17 protein-coding genes are annotated in these 15,833 nt (G+C 66.0%); 6 read left to right on the top strand and 11 right to left on the bottom strand.

The window, feature by feature from the left end:
* The first annotated feature begins 78 nt into the window (after positions 1 to 78).
* On the top strand, positions 79 to 2,973 hold the full coding sequence (gcvP, locus tag KGM94_RS15770) for an aminomethyl-transferring glycine dehydrogenase (RefSeq protein ID WP_300260850.1): 2,895 nt from the start codon (positions 79 to 81) through the stop codon (positions 2,971 to 2,973).
* Positions 2,974 to 2,988: 15 nt separating this feature from the next.
* Here the strand turns inward: gcvP and KGM94_RS15765 are convergent, their stop codons facing one another.
* Both KGM94_RS15765 and recA read right to left on the bottom strand, forming a co-directional pair.
* The gene (locus tag KGM94_RS15765) at positions 2,989 to 3,975 is read right to left on the bottom strand and encodes a hypothetical protein (RefSeq protein ID WP_300260847.1); all 987 of its coding nucleotides are present in this window, start codon (positions 3,973 to 3,975) and stop codon (positions 2,989 to 2,991) included.
* 103 nt (positions 3,976 to 4,078) lie between these two features.
* Complete coding sequence (gene recA / locus KGM94_RS15760; protein WP_300260843.1) at positions 4,079 to 5,167, bottom strand: recombinase RecA; 1,089 nt, start codon at positions 5,165 to 5,167, stop codon at positions 4,079 to 4,081.
* Positions 5,168 to 5,761: 594 nt separating this feature from the next.
* Here recA and KGM94_RS15755 point away from each other — a divergent pair.
* Positions 5,762 to 5,953: a hypothetical protein gene (locus KGM94_RS15755; RefSeq protein WP_300260840.1), complete on the top strand. Its 192-nt coding sequence runs from the start codon at positions 5,762 to 5,764 to the stop codon at positions 5,951 to 5,953.
* A gap of 23 nt (positions 5,954 to 5,976) precedes the next feature.
* Here the strand turns inward: KGM94_RS15755 and KGM94_RS15750 are convergent, their stop codons facing one another.
* On the bottom strand, positions 5,977 to 6,153 hold the full coding sequence (locus KGM94_RS15750) for a hypothetical protein (RefSeq protein WP_300260837.1): 177 nt from the start codon (positions 6,151 to 6,153) through the stop codon (positions 5,977 to 5,979).
* Positions 6,154 to 6,598: 445 nt separating this feature from the next.
* On the opposite strand from KGM94_RS15750, the gene KGM94_RS15745 reads away from it, so the two are divergent.
* The gene (locus tag KGM94_RS15745; protein ID WP_300260833.1) at positions 6,599 to 6,832 is read left to right on the top strand and encodes a hypothetical protein; all 234 of its coding nucleotides are present in this window, start codon (positions 6,599 to 6,601) and stop codon (positions 6,830 to 6,832) included.
* 78 nt (positions 6,833 to 6,910) lie between these two features.
* Entirely contained in the window at positions 6,911 to 7,138 is a 228-nt protein-coding gene (locus tag KGM94_RS15740) for a hypothetical protein (RefSeq protein ID WP_300260830.1), read from the top strand.
* On the opposite strand, the gene KGM94_RS15735 is transcribed toward KGM94_RS15740, so the two are convergent.
* From KGM94_RS15735 to KGM94_RS15725, 3 genes are all read right to left on the bottom strand, one after another.
* Positions 7,107 to 7,337: a hypothetical protein gene (locus KGM94_RS15735; protein WP_300260827.1), complete on the bottom strand. Its 231-nt coding sequence runs from the start codon at positions 7,335 to 7,337 to the stop codon at positions 7,107 to 7,109. The genes KGM94_RS15740 and KGM94_RS15735 overlap by 32 nt on opposite strands.
* An 80-nt stretch (positions 7,338 to 7,417) precedes the next feature.
* Positions 7,418 to 7,714, bottom strand: a complete 297-nt coding sequence (locus KGM94_RS15730; RefSeq protein ID WP_300260824.1) for a hypothetical protein — start codon at positions 7,712 to 7,714, stop codon at positions 7,418 to 7,420.
* A gap of 58 nt (positions 7,715 to 7,772) precedes the next feature.
* A complete protein-coding gene (locus KGM94_RS15725; RefSeq protein WP_300260821.1) occupies positions 7,773 to 7,904 on the bottom strand; it encodes a peptidylprolyl isomerase in 132 nt (43 codons plus the stop codon).
* Between the two features lie 136 nt (positions 7,905 to 8,040).
* Here KGM94_RS15725 and KGM94_RS15720 point away from each other — a divergent pair, with 136 nt between their 5' ends.
* Entirely contained in the window at positions 8,041 to 8,505 is a 465-nt protein-coding gene (locus KGM94_RS15720) for a PaaI family thioesterase (protein ID WP_300260818.1), read from the top strand.
* 298 nt (positions 8,506 to 8,803) lie between these two features.
* Positions 8,804 to 9,046 carry a PilZ domain-containing protein gene (locus tag KGM94_RS15715; protein WP_300260815.1) on the top strand — a complete coding sequence of 81 codons (243 nt, stop codon included), beginning with the start codon at positions 8,804 to 8,806 and terminating at the stop codon, positions 9,044 to 9,046.
* A gap of 70 nt (positions 9,047 to 9,116) precedes the next feature.
* Here the strand turns inward: KGM94_RS15715 and KGM94_RS15710 are convergent, their stop codons facing one another.
* From KGM94_RS15710 to KGM94_RS15690, 5 genes are all read right to left on the bottom strand, one after another.
* Positions 9,117 to 10,559: a caspase family protein gene (locus tag KGM94_RS15710; RefSeq protein WP_300260812.1), complete on the bottom strand. Its 1,443-nt coding sequence runs from the start codon at positions 10,557 to 10,559 to the stop codon at positions 9,117 to 9,119.
* A 235-nt stretch (positions 10,560 to 10,794) separates the two neighbouring features.
* Complete coding sequence (locus tag KGM94_RS15705) at positions 10,795 to 11,151, bottom strand: carboxymuconolactone decarboxylase family protein (RefSeq protein WP_300260856.1); 357 nt, start codon at positions 11,149 to 11,151, stop codon at positions 10,795 to 10,797.
* Positions 11,152 to 11,161: 10 nt separating this feature from the next.
* On the bottom strand, positions 11,162 to 14,386 hold the full coding sequence (locus KGM94_RS15700; protein WP_300260807.1) for an efflux RND transporter permease subunit: 3,225 nt from the start codon (positions 14,384 to 14,386) through the stop codon (positions 11,162 to 11,164).
* Positions 14,383 to 15,381: an efflux RND transporter periplasmic adaptor subunit gene (locus KGM94_RS15695; protein WP_300260853.1), complete on the bottom strand. Its 999-nt coding sequence runs from the start codon at positions 15,379 to 15,381 to the stop codon at positions 14,383 to 14,385. The genes KGM94_RS15700 and KGM94_RS15695 overlap by 4 nt, the downstream gene beginning before the upstream one ends.
* A gap of 107 nt (positions 15,382 to 15,488) precedes the next feature.
* Positions 15,489 to 15,818 carry a metalloregulator ArsR/SmtB family transcription factor gene (locus KGM94_RS15690; RefSeq protein WP_300260804.1) on the bottom strand — a complete coding sequence of 110 codons (330 nt, stop codon included), beginning with the start codon at positions 15,816 to 15,818 and terminating at the stop codon, positions 15,489 to 15,491.
* Positions 15,819 to 15,833: the final 15 nt, after the last annotated feature.

Below are 15,833 nucleotides of genomic sequence, written 5' to 3'. Positions count from 1 at the left end.
CCAACAAGAGCGAACTCGGCGGTCTCATGGATGAAGCCGCCTACAAGGCGCACACGGCCTGATGCGATGGAGCAAGCGATGACCGCGCAACGCAAATCCAACGGCGAGACTGCCGCCTTCGTCCGCCGCCATATCGGCCCCTCGCCGCGCGATGTCGCCGCGATGCTGGAATCGGTCGGCGCAAAAAGCGTCGATGCGCTGATAGCGGAAACGCTGCCCGCCTCGATCCGGCAGGCCACACCGCTCGACCTTGGCAAGCCGCTCACCGAGACCGAGGCGCTGGCGCATATGGCCGAGCTCGCCCGCCAGAACCAGGTCTTCACCTCTCTGATCGGCCAAGGCTATTCCGGTACGATTCTGCCCGCGGTGATCCAGCGCAACATCCTGGAAAGCCCGGCCTGGTACACGGCCTATACGCCCTACCAGCCCGAGATCAGCCAGGGCCGGCTGGAGGCGCTGTTCAACTTCCAGACCATGATCTCAGACCTCGCCGGGCTCGATATCGCCAACGCCTCGCTGCTCGACGAGGCGACCGCGGCGGCCGAGGCGATGGCGCTGGCCGAGCGCGCCAGCACTGTGAAGACCAAGGCCTTCTTCGTCGATCGCGACGTGCATCCGCAGACGCTCGCCGTGCTGCGCACCCGCGCCGAGCCGCTCGGCTGGACGCTGGTCGTCGGCAATCCCGCCGTCGATCTCGACAAGGCCGAGGTGTTCGGCGGGCTCCTGCAATATCCGGGCTCCTCCGGCGCACTCACCGATCCCCGCGCGGCGATCGCGGCGCTGAAGGCCAGGGGTGCGCTGGCGGTGCTCTCGGCCGATTTGCTGGCGCTGACACTGATCGCATCGCCCGGAGAGTTGGGAGCCGACATCGCGATCGGCTCCGCACAGCGTTTTGGCGTGCCGATGGGCTATGGCGGGCCGCACGCGGCCTACATGGCGGTGCGCGATGCGCTGAAGCGCTCGCTGCCCGGCCGCATCGTCGGACTCTCCGTGGATTCGCGCGGCGCGCCCGCCTATCGGCTGGCGCTGCAGACCCGCGAGCAGCACATCCGGCGCGAGAAGGCGACCTCGAACATCTGCACCGCGCAGGTGCTGCTCGCGGTGATCGCCTCGATGTATGCGGTCTATCACGGACCCGAGGGCCTGACGCAGATCGCGCGCACCGTGCATCGGCGCACCGCGGTGCTCGCCGCAGGCCTGCGCAAGCTCGGCTTCACGCCGCAGGCGGAAAACTTCTTCGACACGGTGACGGTGGACGCCGGCGGCAAGCGCGACGACATCGTCGCGCGCGCGGTCGCCGAGAAGATCAATCTCGGCCTCCGCGACGGCAGCCTGCGCATTGCGCTGGACGAAACCACGACGCCCGCGACGGTCGAAGCGGTGTGGCGCGCCTTCGGCGGACAGCTTGCCTACGCCGAGATCGACGCAGGCACGCACGAGGCGCTGCCGGAGGCGTTGAAGCGCGCCACCTCCTTCCTCGGCCATCCCGTGTTCCACGCCCACCGGTCGGAAACCGAGATGCTGCGCTACATGCGCAAGCTCTCGGACCGCGACCTCGCGCTCGACCGCGCCATGATCCCGCTCGGCTCCTGCACGATGAAGCTGAACGCGACCACCGAGATGATGCCGCTGACCTGGCCGGAATTCGCGACGTTGCATCCGTTCGCGCCGCGCGGGCAGGCCGCCGGCTACCACGCGCTGTTCGCGCGGCTGGAAAAGTGGCTGTGCGACATCACCGGCTATGACGCGATCTCGCTGCAGCCGAACTCGGGCGCGCAAGGCGAATATGCCGGGCTCTTGGCCATCCGTGGCTACCACGCGGCGCGCGGCGAGAGCCATCGCAAGGTCTGCCTGATCCCCTCCTCCGCCCATGGCACCAACCCGGCTTCCGCCGCGATGGTCGGCATGGAGGTGGTGGTGGTGGCCTGCGAGAAGAACGGCGACGTCGACGTCAACGATCTCCGTGCCAAGGCGGACGCGCACGCCAACGATCTCGCCGCCGTCATGATCACCTATCCCTCGACGCATGGCGTGTTCGAGGAGCACATTCGCGAGATCTGCGACATCGTGCACGGCCATGGCGGCCAGGTGTATCTCGACGGCGCCAACCTCAATGCGCAGGTCGCCCTCGCGCGGCCCGGCGACTACGGCGCCGACGTCAGCCATCTCAACCTGCACAAGACCTTCTGCATCCCGCACGGCGGCGGCGGCCCGGGCATGGGCCCGATCGGCGTCAGAGCGCATCTCGCGCCATTCCTCCCAAGTCATCCTGAAGATCGCCATCCTGAAGATCGCCATCCCGCGACCAACGCGAACGCGCCGGTTGGCCCGGTCGCGGCTGCGCCGTTCGGCTCGGCCTCGATCCTGACCATCTCCTACATCTACATCCTGATGATGGGCGGCGAAGGGTTGAAGCGCGCGACCGAGATCGCGATTCTCAACGCCAACTATGTCGCGGCGCGGCTGGATGCGCATTTCCCGGTGCTCTACCGGAACGCCAGGGGTCGCGTCGCGCATGAATGCATCGTCGACCCGCGGCCCTTGAAGACGACCAGCGGCGTCACCGTCGACGACATCGCAAAGCGCCTGATCGACTACGGCTTCCACGCCCCGACCATGAGCTTTCCGGTGCCGGGCACGCTGATGATCGAGCCGACCGAATCGGAATCGAGGGCCGAGCTCGATCGCTTCTGCGATGCCATGATCGCGATCCGGAAGGAGATCGCCGAGGTCGAGGGCGGCCGCTTCAAGATCGAGGCCTCGCCGCTGCGTCACGCCCCGCACACCGTGCACGATATCGCCGACGACGGCTGGGCCCGCGCCTATGGCCGCGCCGAAGGCTGCTTCCCCGATGGCACCTCGCGCACCGACAAGTACTGGTGCCCGGTCGGGCGCGTCGACAACGTCTATGGCGACCGCCACCTGGTGTGCTCGTGCCCGCCGGTGAGCGACTACGCGCAGGCGGCGGAGTGACGTAAAGGGTAGAGCCTAAGGGCTCGTCAGAGCGGAGCCGAAACGCCACAGCCGATCGCTGGTCAGCCGCGTGCCACCCCACCAGCGATCGATCGGGTTGTGGTGGCTGAAATCCGCCTCGTGGGCCAGAATCGCCCTGCCGAAATCGGTGAGGGCGGGCTGACTTCGCCTATAGGCTTCCACGCGCGCTCGCAGGTTATCCGGGGGCAGGGTGCGCAATTCATCGTCCATACCGCTGATGGCCGGTCTCGGGCCGTGCGCAAGGCCCTCAAGCAGAGAGCCGATCTCAACATCGTTGAACACGGCCAGTTGACGAAATCCCCGAAGATAAAACAGGCCGTTCGTTCGGAAGCGTCCGGTAGCGATCAATTCAAGAAGCCGCATTTCCGTCCCGCCAAGTCCCGTCGTGGCGGAGGGAAGCTCGTTCAGCAGGTCGCGCCACGCCGGGCCGAGCAACGGCAAGGCGCTCAGGTTCTTGCGAAGAAGGTCGACAGAGGGCTCCGGCGTCAGGGCTCGATAGGCCTGCCAGGCCATACTGCCAGTCTCGAGTTCTCGCGACGTGATGTCGACCATCCGCACCGTTTCCCGAGAATTGGCAAGCGCCTGCCGTTCCTGTGTGGACAGGTCGAAGTCAACAAGGCGCAACTTGAGTTTGGGCGCCAGCTCCGGGTGAGACCCGAAATGGTCGAGCAGCCAGATCAGCTGCAATTGATCCTGGGGACTCGGATCAAACCAGAGTTCGATCTCGTCATACCGCTCGCAAAACTCTGCAAGGGGCCGGTTCCTGCGATCCTTGAAGGCGCGAGGCCAGATGATGCCCCAATCCGACCAGTGATCGCCGGGCCTGAGCATCCCGGAGCGCGCCCCGAAATAGGCTGCGAGATAATCGGGCGAAGGCAACGGTCCCCACACAAACCGGAAAAAGAAAAAAACGACGATTTCAGCCAACTTTGATTTGGCAAGATCGGCCCCGGATGAACTGGTCAAGATCAAACGCTTCATCGCACGACCCGATCAATACGACGAAAAACGAAAACGGGCGCCCAAGACGTCGGCAACTCAACGTCCTCGGCGCCCGCTCCTCGCGAAACTGTCCGTCCAAGGCTTACTCGTCCGCCGGCTCCTCGCCGTCGGCGTCGCGCTCGGCATTGCCGGCGAGAATCTGCTCGGCGATCAGGCCGGAGTTTTGCCGGATCGCGGTCTCGATCTTGGCGGTGATGTCGGGGTTGGCCTTCAGGAACGCTTTCGAATTCTCGCGGCCCTGGCCGAGGCGCTGGCTGTCATAGGAGAACCAGGCGCCGGATTTTTCGACGATGCCGGCCTTGACGCCGAGGTCGAGGATCTCGCCCATCTTGGAGACGCCCTCGCCGTACATGATGTCGAACTCGACCTGCTTGAAGGGCGGCGCCAGCTTGTTCTTCACAACCTTGACGCGCGTGGTGTTGCCGACCACCTCGTCGCGCTCCTTGATCGCGCCGATGCGGCGGATGTCGAGGCGGACGGAGGCGTAGAACTTCAGCGCGTTGCCGCCGGTCGTGGTCTCCGGTGAGCCGTACATCACGCCGATCTTCATCCGGATCTGGTTGATGAAGATCACCATGGTGTTGGACTTGTTGATGGAGGCCGTCAGCTTGCGCAGCGCCTGGCTCATCAGGCGGGCCTGCAGGCCCGGCAGCGATTCGCCCATCTCGCCCTCGAGCTCGGCCTTCGGCACGAGCGCTGCGACCGAATCGATCACCAGCACGTCGACCGCGCCCGAGCGCACCAGCGTGTCGCAGATCTCCAGCGCCTGCTCGCCGGTGTCGGGCTGCGAGATCAGGAGCTCGTCGATGTTGACGCCCAGCTTGCGGGCATAGACCGGGTCGAGCGCGTGCTCGGCGTCGATGAAGGCGCAGATGCCGCCCTTCTTCTGCGCCTCCGCCACCGTGTGCAGCGCCAGCGTGGTCTTGCCCGAGGATTCCGGCCCGTAGATTTCGACGATGCGGCCCTTGGGCAGGCCGCCGATGCCGAGCGCGATGTCGAGCCCGAGCGAGCCGGAGGACACCGCCTCGATGTCCATGGAGCGGTCGCTCTTGCCGAGCTTCATCACCGAGCCCTTGCCGAACTGCCGCTCGATCTGGGAGAGCGCGGCGGACAGGGCTTTACTCTTGTCCATGGAAGATCCTTCGACGATACGCAGGGCGGTGGCGGACATTGGGTCGTGCTCCTTATGGCGGGGATTCGCAAGTTGCGGCAAACGATTGGCGAGGCGGTCCGGCGATAAAAAGCACTGTACCCTATTTGTTCTCAGTTCGCAATATGTTCTTTTCGTGCGGGCGATACTGGCCTGCGCCAGCACCGTGCGGCGGGGGCTACCTCGCTTCAGTTCCGGCTTCGACGATCGGGCGGCCCGCCGGAACGCTCTCAATTGTCCCGGTTCTCCCGGTCGGGCTTCACCTTTCGCCCCTGCCCCAATGCAAGCCAGATGAAGCCGACAAGGAGGGTTAGGCTGATCGGCGCTAGAAACACGTGCGGCGGCATCTCATTATCTCTCGCTCTCGGAACAGGACCGCGTGAGTTCGCGGCGGGTACGATCCCTCTATCCATCGCATGCCGTGGTCTCTTCGAGATTGCGCGGGCGCAAAAATGATGGTGGTACCGGCGCAAGGCACCCTGCCCGCGAACCGACGCCCCCCAAAAACCTGATTTTCCGCTGCCACAAAGCTGACACTCGGTCTTGACGAGTGCCAGACGCATCCCAAATCGGTTCGCGTGTTCCAGACCCACCGGAGATTTAGGGGATCATCCGATGAAGGACATGCAAGCGCAGCTGGAGAAGTTGCGGGTCCAGGTTTCCGAATGCGAGTTGATCCGCGACCTGGCGACCGACAAGTTCAAGCGCGAATTGTTCGCCGGGCTTGCCGAGCACTACAAGGCTCTGGTCAGCGAGGTCGAGCGGGCCATCGTGAGCGCCAAATCCGGAAGCGCCAGGTCCGGGTAAGGCCGCCTCATACCGATGCTCGGTCAGCAGCGGTCCACGTCACGATGGCCCAGAGCAAGCAGGGCCAGAAGCGCCAATGGACCGATCACCACGGTTGCCTCGAGCCAACGCCTGGTCGACCTGTTGCGGGCGAGCGCCATGTCATAGGCCGCGGGCATTGCGGCGATCGCGACGAGCTGCAGGATCAACCAGGCTTCCACGGGCGACTCCGGTCAAACGACCCGAACGAACAACCAAGCATAGCACGGAGGCGGTCATTCCGGCTCGGGCTTCCGAGAAAGTGAGACCGCGGCCGTGGCGGCAGCGGTATTTCAGCACTTTCCATTGCGCGAGGGCGACGATAGCGCTGCGCCGCAGCGTCTCCTCCACAATGCTGGCATGAAGCGCGACACTTGGATCTTCGTCGTCTGGTATTCCCGGGTTGCGGCGCAAGCCGCCGCGTTCCTCTATGCCGATCACGGCTCCGTGGTTCTCCGGATGTGAACAGAGTTCCTGCGGGCCGAAGCGCGCGGGACCTGGCGCGACGGTTCGAACGGCTCTGCGCGCGCGACTCCCGTAGAGGCCCGGAATTGATATGCCGGCAGTTTGGGATTGCACTGCGCGCCGATGGCCTCGGGGGCGGCCGTCACGCGTTCGGTGTCAGTCATGCCGCTCTTTTTCTTCAGGATCAGCAACGGCCGCTATTCGGGCTGCTCCGAACAGGGCACTGAATGCGTCGACCGTGACGCGGCCTGGAAGGAAATGACCAGCGTCTGCGCCGGCATGGCCGCCGGCATCTCCCGAAAATTGCAGGAAAACTCCGAGTGGCAGATGGAGCTGCTGGACGAAGGCAGGCAGCCGGTCTTCCGCATCCGTATCGTTGCGGAGACCTTCGACTGAGCGCGCTCCGTTCGCATTTTCCCGAGAAAGATTGACAGGCATCAAAACGGCATCGGCCGGCCATGGCAAGAACACGCCATGGGCAACATCGTCTATCGCTGTCCCCGCACGGGGATGCACGTCCAGCACTGGATGGCCGAGGAGGTCACTCCGGACACGCCGCGTTGCGCCTACGATACCGTGGTGTGCAAGGCCTGCGCACAAATCCATTTCGTCAACCGCCTCACCGGCAAGCTGCTCGGCGAGGCCGGGACGCGAACGACCCGGACCGACGTCAGTCGGCGCTCGGCAGCCGCCGCATCGTGAACTCGATCTGGTCATCCGGCAGTTCGCGCCAGCTCTCCACCGCGCTCATGTAGCCGGCCTTGGGATAGCGGGCGAAGAAGGCCTGCGCCCTCGCCCGCGCCGCCGCACGCGGCAGAATGAAGGTCTCGCGCAGATAGCCGTCGGCCGCCCTGCGCCGGCGCGCCATCCGGTCGGCGAGATCCCGCGGATGAAAGGCCATGCCGCAACTCCGTTACGCCTACGACCTCCGCAATATAGGCGACAGACGGAGCGAACGGGAGTCCGGCCGCGCCGTCGCCCTCAGTTCGCGTTGGTCTTCTTGGTCGCCGCCGACTTGGTCGGGCTCTTGGCCGGGCTCCTGGGCGGGCTCGCCTTCGGCGGATCGGCGCGCATGCCGCCCCAGGGATCGTTGGAGGCCTTGGCGTCCGGAATCTTCTTCAGCGTGTCCCTGTATTTCTGGTCGCGCTCGGCGTCCGCCGCCTTCTCCTCGTCGGTCTTGCTCGGCCCTTCCTGAAGCAAATTGATGTTGGGCATCGTCTGCGCGTAAGCCGGCGCTGCCAGCAAGCCCAGCATCGCCGCCACACGGAAAACCTTCATCGCTCACTCCTTGGATGTCTGATGGACGGGCGCGCGCTCCACGCGCCGGGATCATGCTCTAGTAGCGGTCCGACTTGCAGGATTTCGGCGCCCGCACCCAGTCGTCCCAGATCGGGCCGCACTTGGTGCACCCGCCGAGCGCAAGGCCGAGCGCGGCCAAGCAAGAGACCACCACCAACCGCCGCACCATGGACCACCCCGTTTCAGGGCGGCATCATAAGGGGCGAAGTCGGACATTTTCAAGCCGGCGGCACGGATGACATGGCCGGCCCATTGCGGGCAGAATGGCCCCGAAACATCGGGCGACGAACGAGGAAACGGAACTGATGCAGGCACAGTCAGGCGCGAGGTTCGATATCGGGGAGGCCAGGCGCGTGCTCGGCGACGTCTTTGCGCCGTGGGTGCAGGACCTCAACCTGTCGGTCGAGAGCATCGACCACGAGCCGCCGCCGAACGCACCGGACTGGCAGGCGGGTGCGGTGCTGCGGATGGCCTTTTCCGAGCGGCTGTGCCGCCATGGCGGCGTGGTCTGCGGCCAGGCGCTGATGGCGCTCGCCGACACCTCCATGGTGATAGCGATTCTTGCCGCCAATCGCGGCTACCGTCCGATGACCACGGTCGACCAGACCACGCATTTCATGCGCGCGGTATCTAGCTCCGACGTGCTGGCGGATGCACGGGTGATCCGGCTCGGCCGCACCATGAGTTTCGGCCGCGTCACGCTGTTGTCGGCGACCGACGACAAGCCGGTGGCGATGGTGTCCAGCGCCTTCGCGATGCTGCCGGGTTAAAGCGTTTTCGAGCGAAGTGGATACCGGTGCGCGTGAAGAAAACGCGTCAAGACAAGACTCTTGATGGACGCCCGTCTCGCGCAGCCGATTTGCCCGACGTGTCAACCGGTTTTTCGATGCATCGGACGTCATGCCGGCCGTCATCGGCCACTGTGCATGGGGTTGTTCCCCATATTTTGCGACGCTCCCGTCATCGTAAACGAATCCTGAAGCGCAGGAACGATGGAGCGAGGATTGAATTTATTTGGGCGTAATTTCCTCGTACTATCTTCAGCCTCGTTGTTTCGGACCGACGGCCATGATCGAGAAGCGTGCGGCACAGCGGCATCGGGTGTTCAAGGGCGCAACGATCGCCTTCGAGGGCCTCGGCGTCGCGTGCACCGTGCGCAACATGTCGACCGGCGGGGCCGCGATCGATCTGGACAGCCCGGTCGCGCTGCCGGAGGCCTTCACGCTGTCGATCGCATGCGATCATTCCGAGCACCGTTGCCACGCGGTGTGGCGCAGCAACAAGCGCGTCGGGATCGCTTTCCTGCAGTAGCACGTCGCGGCGTGAACGAAAATCCACGCGGCGCCATCGACATGTCCCGGCTGAAACGGGTTTGCGCCGTTCAGTATCCACCCCTGCGGCCCTGCATGGGTTCGCCGCCGCGCGGGCCGTAGCCGCCGCCCATGCCGATGCCGACACCGATGCCGACCGAGACCGGCGGGCCGGCTGGCTGGTAGATCACCGGCGGCGGAGGCGGACGACGCAACACCACGACGTCGTCATCGTAGACCTGCGGCCGGACGCCGACCCGCTTCGTCGTGTCGGGCTTCTTGTTCGAGGGCGTATCGACCTTCCGTAGCGGCGCCGGCTGCGGCTGGCTGTTGCAGGGGCAGCTCAGCGCGGCGTTGGCGGCGGGCACGGCGACCGGCGTCGCGAGCGCAAGCGCCGGGATCGGGCGATTGCGCAGCCGCTCCTCGAGCCTGCGCGCGGTGGCCGTGAGATCGCTGTCGGGATACTGCGCGAGGAAGGCGCGATAGCCGGCCGCGGTGTTGATCAGCGCCGCGTTGTTCCACGCCACCATGCGGCGGTGGCGGGCGAGCCAGTCGCGCGCCTGCAGGCCGCGCGGCGTCGAGGCATAGAGCGCGGCAAAGGCTTCATAGGCTTCATCGGTGCCGTCGGCGACGATGATCTCGTTGGCGGCCTCCACCGGCTTGCCCTGCAGTTCGTGCTTCCACTCGTCGACCGTGCGCCTGGTCGCGGCCTGTTTCGGCGCGGGCGGCGCGCCGTTCGTCACGGCGCCGACGAAACGAAAATCCTCGGTCAGGGACGAGCTGTCCCACGGCGTCTGGCGGCCGTCGGTCGCCTTGTTCACGGCGACGCGCACCCGCTTGAAGGTCTCCTCGATCGGCGCCGGCTGCTTCGCCGCCGCCAGCAGCGCGGTCGTATAGGGACTGTTGGCGCCGTTGCCGTCCTCGGCCTCCGCGCCCGGCGAGGTCGAAAACGACACGAAGGTGCCGGGCACGCCGGTCTTGGCGTCGACGATCGCAAGCCCGCTGCCGGCGGCCTTCAGCGTCGGGAACGGATTGTTGCGGCAGGCATCGAGCAGCACGATGCGCATCCGCGTCGGCACGGAGTTCAGCGTGTTCAGGATGTCGTTGAGGCGAACCGCCTGGACGGGAATGTCGGCCTCGCGCTTGGGATCGATGTCGACCGGGACCAGAAAATTCTCGCCGTCGACCTGCAGGCCGTGGCCGGCATAGAACACCAGCGCCACGGTGTCGGCGCCCTTGGCCGCGACCTCGCTGGCGAACTCGCTGACCTTGGTCCGCAATTCATTCTGGGTGAGATCGGCCGCCGACACCACCTGGAAGCCGGAGTCCGACAGCAGCTGCGTCATCGCCCTGGCGTCGTTGGCGGGGTTCGGCAGCGCCGGCACCGACTTGTAGGCGGACTGGCCGATCACCAGCGCCAGCCTGCTTTCGGCCAACGCCGGCCCGGCGCCGAGCAGGATCGCGGCGGACACGAGCCAAATTGCGGGCGAGATGAGGAGCGAGCGGCGGGGCATGGGCAACCTCCGGCATGGCAACAGGCTTGGCTTGTCGAATTGGTCATGCCGCCGGACGGCAAGGTTCAAGCCGACCTCTCGATCCCCGCTTTGCGCACATCCGGCAACAATATTGTCGCGGCGAGCGGCCGGACCGGCGTACCGCGAGGGCTTCGCCCCCAAGAACATGGGATACAAGCTCGGGCGGCAAGCCGCTAAACCGGAGTCATCGCCGCCTGCTTCAGCGGTGCCGGGCTCAGGCAGCGACCGTCTGCTGCTGGAACTGCTCGTAGGCGGCAATCGCGTCGGCCGCGTACATCAGCGACGGCCCGCCGCCCATGTAGATCGCCATGCCGAGCGCCTCCTCGACCTCCTGGCGCGTGGCACCGAGGCGGACGAGGGCTTCGGCGTGAAAGCCGATGCAGCCGTCGCAATGCGCGGCGACGCCGATCGCCAGCGCAATCAGCTCCTTGGTCTTCTTGTCCAGCGCGCCGTCGCGCGTCGCAGCCTGCGCCAGCGCCGAAAAGCCCTTCATGGTGTCGGGAATGTCGGTGCGCAGCTTCTTGAGATTGGCCGAGATGGCCTTGGTGATCTCGGGATAGTTCTTTTCCATCATGTCCTCGTCAGCTCGGTTTGGCGGGTTCGGCGGGCGCCTCGCGCGGTGCGCGCAGCGCGATGTAGATCGCGGGGATCACGAGCACGGTGAGCAGCGTCGAGGACGCCAGCCCGAACAGCAGCGAGATCGCGAGCCCCTGGAAGATCGGATCGAGCAGGATGGTGGCAGCCCCGATCATCGCCGCGAGCGCGGTCAAGAGGATCGGCTTGAAGCGGACGGCGCCGGCCTCCAGCACGACCTCGCGCAGCGACTTCCCCACCCCGCCGCTGTGGCGGATGAAGTCGACCAGCAGGATCGAGTTGCGCACGATGATGCCGGCAAGCGCGATGAAGCCGATCATCGAGGTCGCCGTGAACGGCGCGCCCAGCAGCCAGTGCCCGATCAGGATGCCGATCAGGGTCAGCGGGATCGGCGTCAGGATGACGAGCGGCAGGCGAAAACTCCTGAACTGCGCGACGACGAGCACGTAGATGCCGAGGATCGCCGCACCGAAGGCCGCGCCCATGTCGCGGAAGGTCACCCAGGTGATCTCCCATTCGCCGTCCCACAGCAGCGTCGGATGCGACTCGTCCGCCGGCTGGCCGTGCAGGCTGATCGCGGGTTTCGGCAATTTGCCCCAGTCATGGGCGTTCACGCGATCCGCGACTTCGAGCATGCCGTAGAGCGGCGCCTCGAAGCGCCCGGCGAGCTCGGCCATCACCATGTCGGCGAAGCGGCCGTCGCGGCGGAAGATCGTCGGCGAGCCCTCCTCCGTGGTCGCCTTCACGACCTGGCCGAGCTCGACCACGGTCTTGCTGCCGGGCAGCGTGTTGGCGGGCACCGGCGTCGAGGCCAGCGCCTCGTCCCAGACCAGGCCGTGCTTGGGCAGATGCACCGCGATCTCGATCGGGTTGCGGTCCTCGCCGCGATGCGAGTAGCCGACGGAAATGCCGCCGAACAGCGCCTGGATGGTGTCGTAGACGTCGCGCTGCTCGACGCCGAAGAATTCGAGCCGGTCCTGGTCGATCGACAGCCGCAGCCGCGGCCGCTTCTCGCCGATGGAATCGTCGACGTCGACGATGAACGGCACCTCGGCAAAGATCTTCTTCAGCTCGGCCGTGACCGCGCGGCGCGTCGCCGCGTCGGGGCCGTAGATTTCGGCAAGCAGCGTCGCGAGCACCGGCGGTCCCGGCGGCACCTCGACCACCTTGATGCTGGTGCCCCTGGGGACGTCGAGCGCCTTGAGCTTCTCGCGCAGCTCGAGCGCTATGTCGTGGCTTGCCCGCTTGCGCTCGCCGCGCGCGGTCAGGTTGACCTGCAGCTCGCCCATCTCTGGCTTCTCGCGCAGGTAATAGTGGCGCACCAGGCCGTTGAAGTTGAACGGCGCCGGCGTGCCGGCATAGGATTGCAGCGAGGTCACCTCCGGCAGCTGCCGCGCGATCTCGGCGGCGCCGAACAGCGTGCGCTCGGTGGCCTCGAGGGTCGCCCCTTCCGGCAGGTCGACGACGACGGCGATCTCCGACTTGTTGTCGAACGGCAACAGTTTCACCGTCACCGACTTGGTCGCAAACAGCGTCATCGACAATAGCGTGGCAACACCGACGCCGAGCAGGAAAATCCAGGCCGAGCGCTTGGTCCTGACGATCGGCGTGGCGAAGCGGCGATAGAGCCGGCCGAGCCTGCCCTCCTCATGCGCCGCATGAGCGGACCCCGCCTCGCCTTTGGGCGCGAGCTTGATCATCAGCCAGGGCGCGACCACCATGGCGACGAAGAACGAGAACAGCATCGCAGCCGAGGCATTTGCCGGGATCGGTGCCATGTAGGGCCCCATCAGGCCCGACACGAACAGCATCGGCAGCAGCGCCGCGACCACCGTGAGCGTCGCGACGATGGTGGGGTTGCCGACCTCCGCGACCGCCTCGATGGTCGCCTGCAATCGCGGCCGGCCGTCGCGCATGCCCCAATGCCGGGCGATGTTCTCGACCACGACGATGGCGTCGTCGACCAGGATGCCGATCGAGAAGATCAGCGCGAACAGGCTGACGCGGTTGATGGTGTAGCCCATCAGATTGGCCGCGAACATCGTCAGCAGGATCGTCGTCGGAATCACGACGAAGGTCACCACCGCCTCGCGCCAGCCGATCGCGATCGCGATCAGCACGACGATCGAGATGGTCGCCAGCCCCAGGTGGAACAGGAGTTCGTTGGCCTTCTCGTTGGCGGTTTCGCCGTAGTCGCGCGTCACCGTCACCTGAACGTCGTCGGGGATGAGGCGCGACTTCAAGCCGTCGAGATGCTTTGCGATGTCTTCCGAGACCACCACCGCATTGGCGCCGGCGCGCTTGGCGAGCGCGAGGCTGACCGCGGGCGTCCGCGCCCACTCGCCCCTGCCGTCGCGCGCGTCGTTCCAGACCCGGTGCTCGATCGTGTTCGGCCCGATGACGACGGAGGCGACGTCCTTGACGTAGACCGGCCGGCCGTCGCGGGTCGTGATGAGCAGCAGCCCGATGTCGGGAATGCCCGACAGCGTCTGGCCGGCGGTGACGTTGCGCACGATGCCGGCATCGCGGACCTGACCGGCCAGGAAGGAGCGGTTGGCGTCCTTCACCTTGCCGACGAGTTGCTGCAGCGTGATGCCGAACAGCGAGAGCTTTTCCGGATCGGGCTCGACCCGAATCTGCTGCGCCGCGCCGCCCGAAATGTAGGTCAGGCCGATATTGTCGACCTTCATCAGCTCGGAGCGCAGCTTTTCGGCGAGTTCGAACAGATCCTTGTCGGTCCAGCGCTCGGCCGCTTGCGGCTTCGGCGACAAGGTCAGCACCGTCACCGCGACGTCGTTGATGCCGCGGCCGATGATCAACGGCTCCGGAATGCCGACGGGGATGCGATCGAGATTGGCGCGGATCTTCTCATGAACGCGCAGGATCGCGTCCTCCGCCTTCGTGCCGACCAGGAAGCGCGCGGTGACCATCACGCGGTCGTCCTCGGTCTGACTGTAGACGTGCTCGATGCCGTCGATGCCCTTGACGATGGACTCCAGCGGCTTGGTGACGAGTTCGACCGCGTCGGGACCGCGCAAGCCGTCGGCATTGATGCGAATGTCGACCATCGGCACGCTGATCTGCGGCTCCTCCTCGCGCGGAATCACGACCACGGCGATGAGGCCGACCACGAGCGCGGCAATCAGGAAAAGAGGCGTCAGCGGCGACGACACCGTCGCCCTGGTGAGCCGGCCCGAAAGTCCGAGATTCACGGCCGCACCAACTGGTCGCCGGCACGGATGCCGGACAGAATCTCGAGCCCGTCGGGCAGCGCAGGCGTCGGCAGTTCGCGTCCGCGCTGCACCGGCACGTCGATCACTTGGCCCGCCTTCTGGAGCTGGACGTAGTCGATGCCGAACCGCGTCTTGACGAAGCCGGCGGGAAGGACGAAGGCCGGCCGCGTGCCGCCGGAGATCCAGACCCGCAGGCGATCGCCGACGAAATATTCGCCGAGCCCGTCGACGGTCGCATCCGCAATGACGCGCCCCTCCTCGATCTGCGGATAGACGAGATCGATGGTGCCCCATTTGGCGGCCTCGCCGCCGAGTTCGGTGCCGTCGACGCGAACCTTGTCGCCCGCCTTCAGGAAACGGGCATGGCGCTCCGGCACCCGCAGCCGCAGCTTGAAATTCTGCTGCGCGACCGTGACGATGGGATCGCCCGGGAGCACCACGGAGCCGACGGTGATGAGCCTCTTCAACACGCGGCCGTCGGCCGGTGCCAGCACCTGACCCTGGTTCAGCTGCTCGTTGACCACGGCGCGCTCCGCGGTCTTGGCGCGCAAGCCGTTGTCGGCGACGTTCAGCGCCGTGCGCTGCTCGTCGAGCTTGACGCGCGGTAGGATGCCGCGCTCGACCAGGCCTTCGATACGCGTGAAATCGATCTGCGCCTGGTTGGCCTGCGCCTGCAGCGCCTCGATCTGCGCATCCAGCGACTTCATCTGCAGCACGAGCTTCTCGTCGCCGATGGACGCGATCGCCTGCCCGGCAGTGACCTGATCCCCCTCCTTGACCTTGAGCTGGACCACAGTGCCGCCGATGCGCCCGCGCGCCGGCACCACGCTGATGCTCTCCACCGTGGCAAACACCGCCTTCTCGTCGGCAACGGGTTGCTGGGCGACGGTCAAGGTTTCCGCCGCGGCCAGAACGTTGGGCAGGCCGACCACCGCCAGGGCCGCCAGCAATCCGAAGAGCCGCATGGGGCGCATCCGTGTCATCATGGAACCGTCATACCGCGCTTAGCGGTCTCCTCTTCATTTCATCGCCTTTACCGGGACGGTCGTTGATCTCGCTCAACGCGCCGCCGCCCGGCCGCTCATAGGGTTTTCTTCGCCTTCGCCGGCCTCGCGGCGCAATAGACCTGGTAGAGGGTCTTCAGGATTTCGCGCGCCGGATCGCTGGCGATCGAATAGAAGATCGTCTGCGCGTCGCGCCGCGCCGACACCAGGCCGTCCTTGCGAAGGAGCGCAAGATGCTGGGAGACCGTGGAATCCCGCAGGCCCAGGAACTCGGCCAACTCGCCGACGGAATGCTCGCCATCGATCAGCTGACAGATGATCAGGAGCCGGTGCCGGTTGGAGAGCGCCTTCAAGAGGTCGCTCGCCCGGTCGGCGGCCTGCTCCATCAGCTCACTTTCTATCTTCATACTTGCGTATATACG

The sequence above is a fragment of the Bradyrhizobium sp. genome, from assembly GCF_028868675.1.
GTDB lineage: Bacteria > Pseudomonadota > Alphaproteobacteria > Rhizobiales > Xanthobacteraceae > Bradyrhizobium.
Note: the sequence above shows the minus strand (reverse complement) of the source record. Positions and strands in the feature narration are given on the sequence as shown.

What these genes read in the sequence shown, in the direction of transcription:
- KGM94_RS15755 (WP_300260840.1), top strand. Translation starts at nt 5,762, where the DNA reads ATGAAGGACATGCAAGCGCAGCTGGAGAAGTTGCGGGTCCAGGTTTCC.
- KGM94_RS15725 (WP_300260821.1), bottom strand. Translation starts at nt 7,904, where the DNA reads ATGGTGCGGCGGTTGGTGGTGGTCTCTTGCTTGGCCGCGCTCGGCCTT.
- KGM94_RS15740 (WP_300260830.1), top strand. Translation starts at nt 6,911, where the DNA reads ATGGGCAACATCGTCTATCGCTGTCCCCGCACGGGGATGCACGTCCAG.
- gcvP (WP_300260850.1), top strand. Translation starts at nt 79, where the DNA reads ATGACCGCGCAACGCAAATCCAACGGCGAGACTGCCGCCTTCGTCCGC.
- KGM94_RS15745 (WP_300260833.1), top strand. Translation starts at nt 6,599, where the DNA reads ATGCCGCTCTTTTTCTTCAGGATCAGCAACGGCCGCTATTCGGGCTGC.
- KGM94_RS15695 (WP_300260853.1), bottom strand. Translation starts at nt 15,381, where the DNA reads ATGCGCCCCATGCGGCTCTTCGGATTGCTGGCGGCCCTGGCGGTGGTC.
- KGM94_RS15710 (WP_300260812.1), bottom strand. Translation starts at nt 10,559, where the DNA reads ATGCCCCGCCGCTCGCTCCTCATCTCGCCCGCAATTTGGCTCGTGTCC.
- KGM94_RS15735 (WP_300260827.1), bottom strand. Translation starts at nt 7,337, where the DNA reads ATGGCCTTTCATCCGCGGGATCTCGCCGACCGGATGGCGCGCCGGCGC.
- KGM94_RS15765 (WP_300260847.1), bottom strand. Translation starts at nt 3,975, where the DNA reads ATGAAGCGTTTGATCTTGACCAGTTCATCCGGGGCCGATCTTGCCAAA.
- KGM94_RS15705 (WP_300260856.1), bottom strand. Translation starts at nt 11,151, where the DNA reads ATGGAAAAGAACTATCCCGAGATCACCAAGGCCATCTCGGCCAATCTC.
- KGM94_RS15715 (WP_300260815.1), top strand. Translation starts at nt 8,804, where the DNA reads ATGATCGAGAAGCGTGCGGCACAGCGGCATCGGGTGTTCAAGGGCGCA.
- recA (WP_300260843.1), bottom strand. Translation starts at nt 5,167, where the DNA reads ATGTCCGCCACCGCCCTGCGTATCGTCGAAGGATCTTCCATGGACAAG.
- KGM94_RS15720 (WP_300260818.1), top strand. Translation starts at nt 8,041, where the DNA reads ATGCAGGCACAGTCAGGCGCGAGGTTCGATATCGGGGAGGCCAGGCGC.
- KGM94_RS15690 (WP_300260804.1), bottom strand. Translation starts at nt 15,818, where the DNA reads ATGAAGATAGAAAGTGAGCTGATGGAGCAGGCCGCCGACCGGGCGAGC.
- KGM94_RS15730 (WP_300260824.1), bottom strand. Translation starts at nt 7,714, where the DNA reads ATGAAGGTTTTCCGTGTGGCGGCGATGCTGGGCTTGCTGGCAGCGCCG.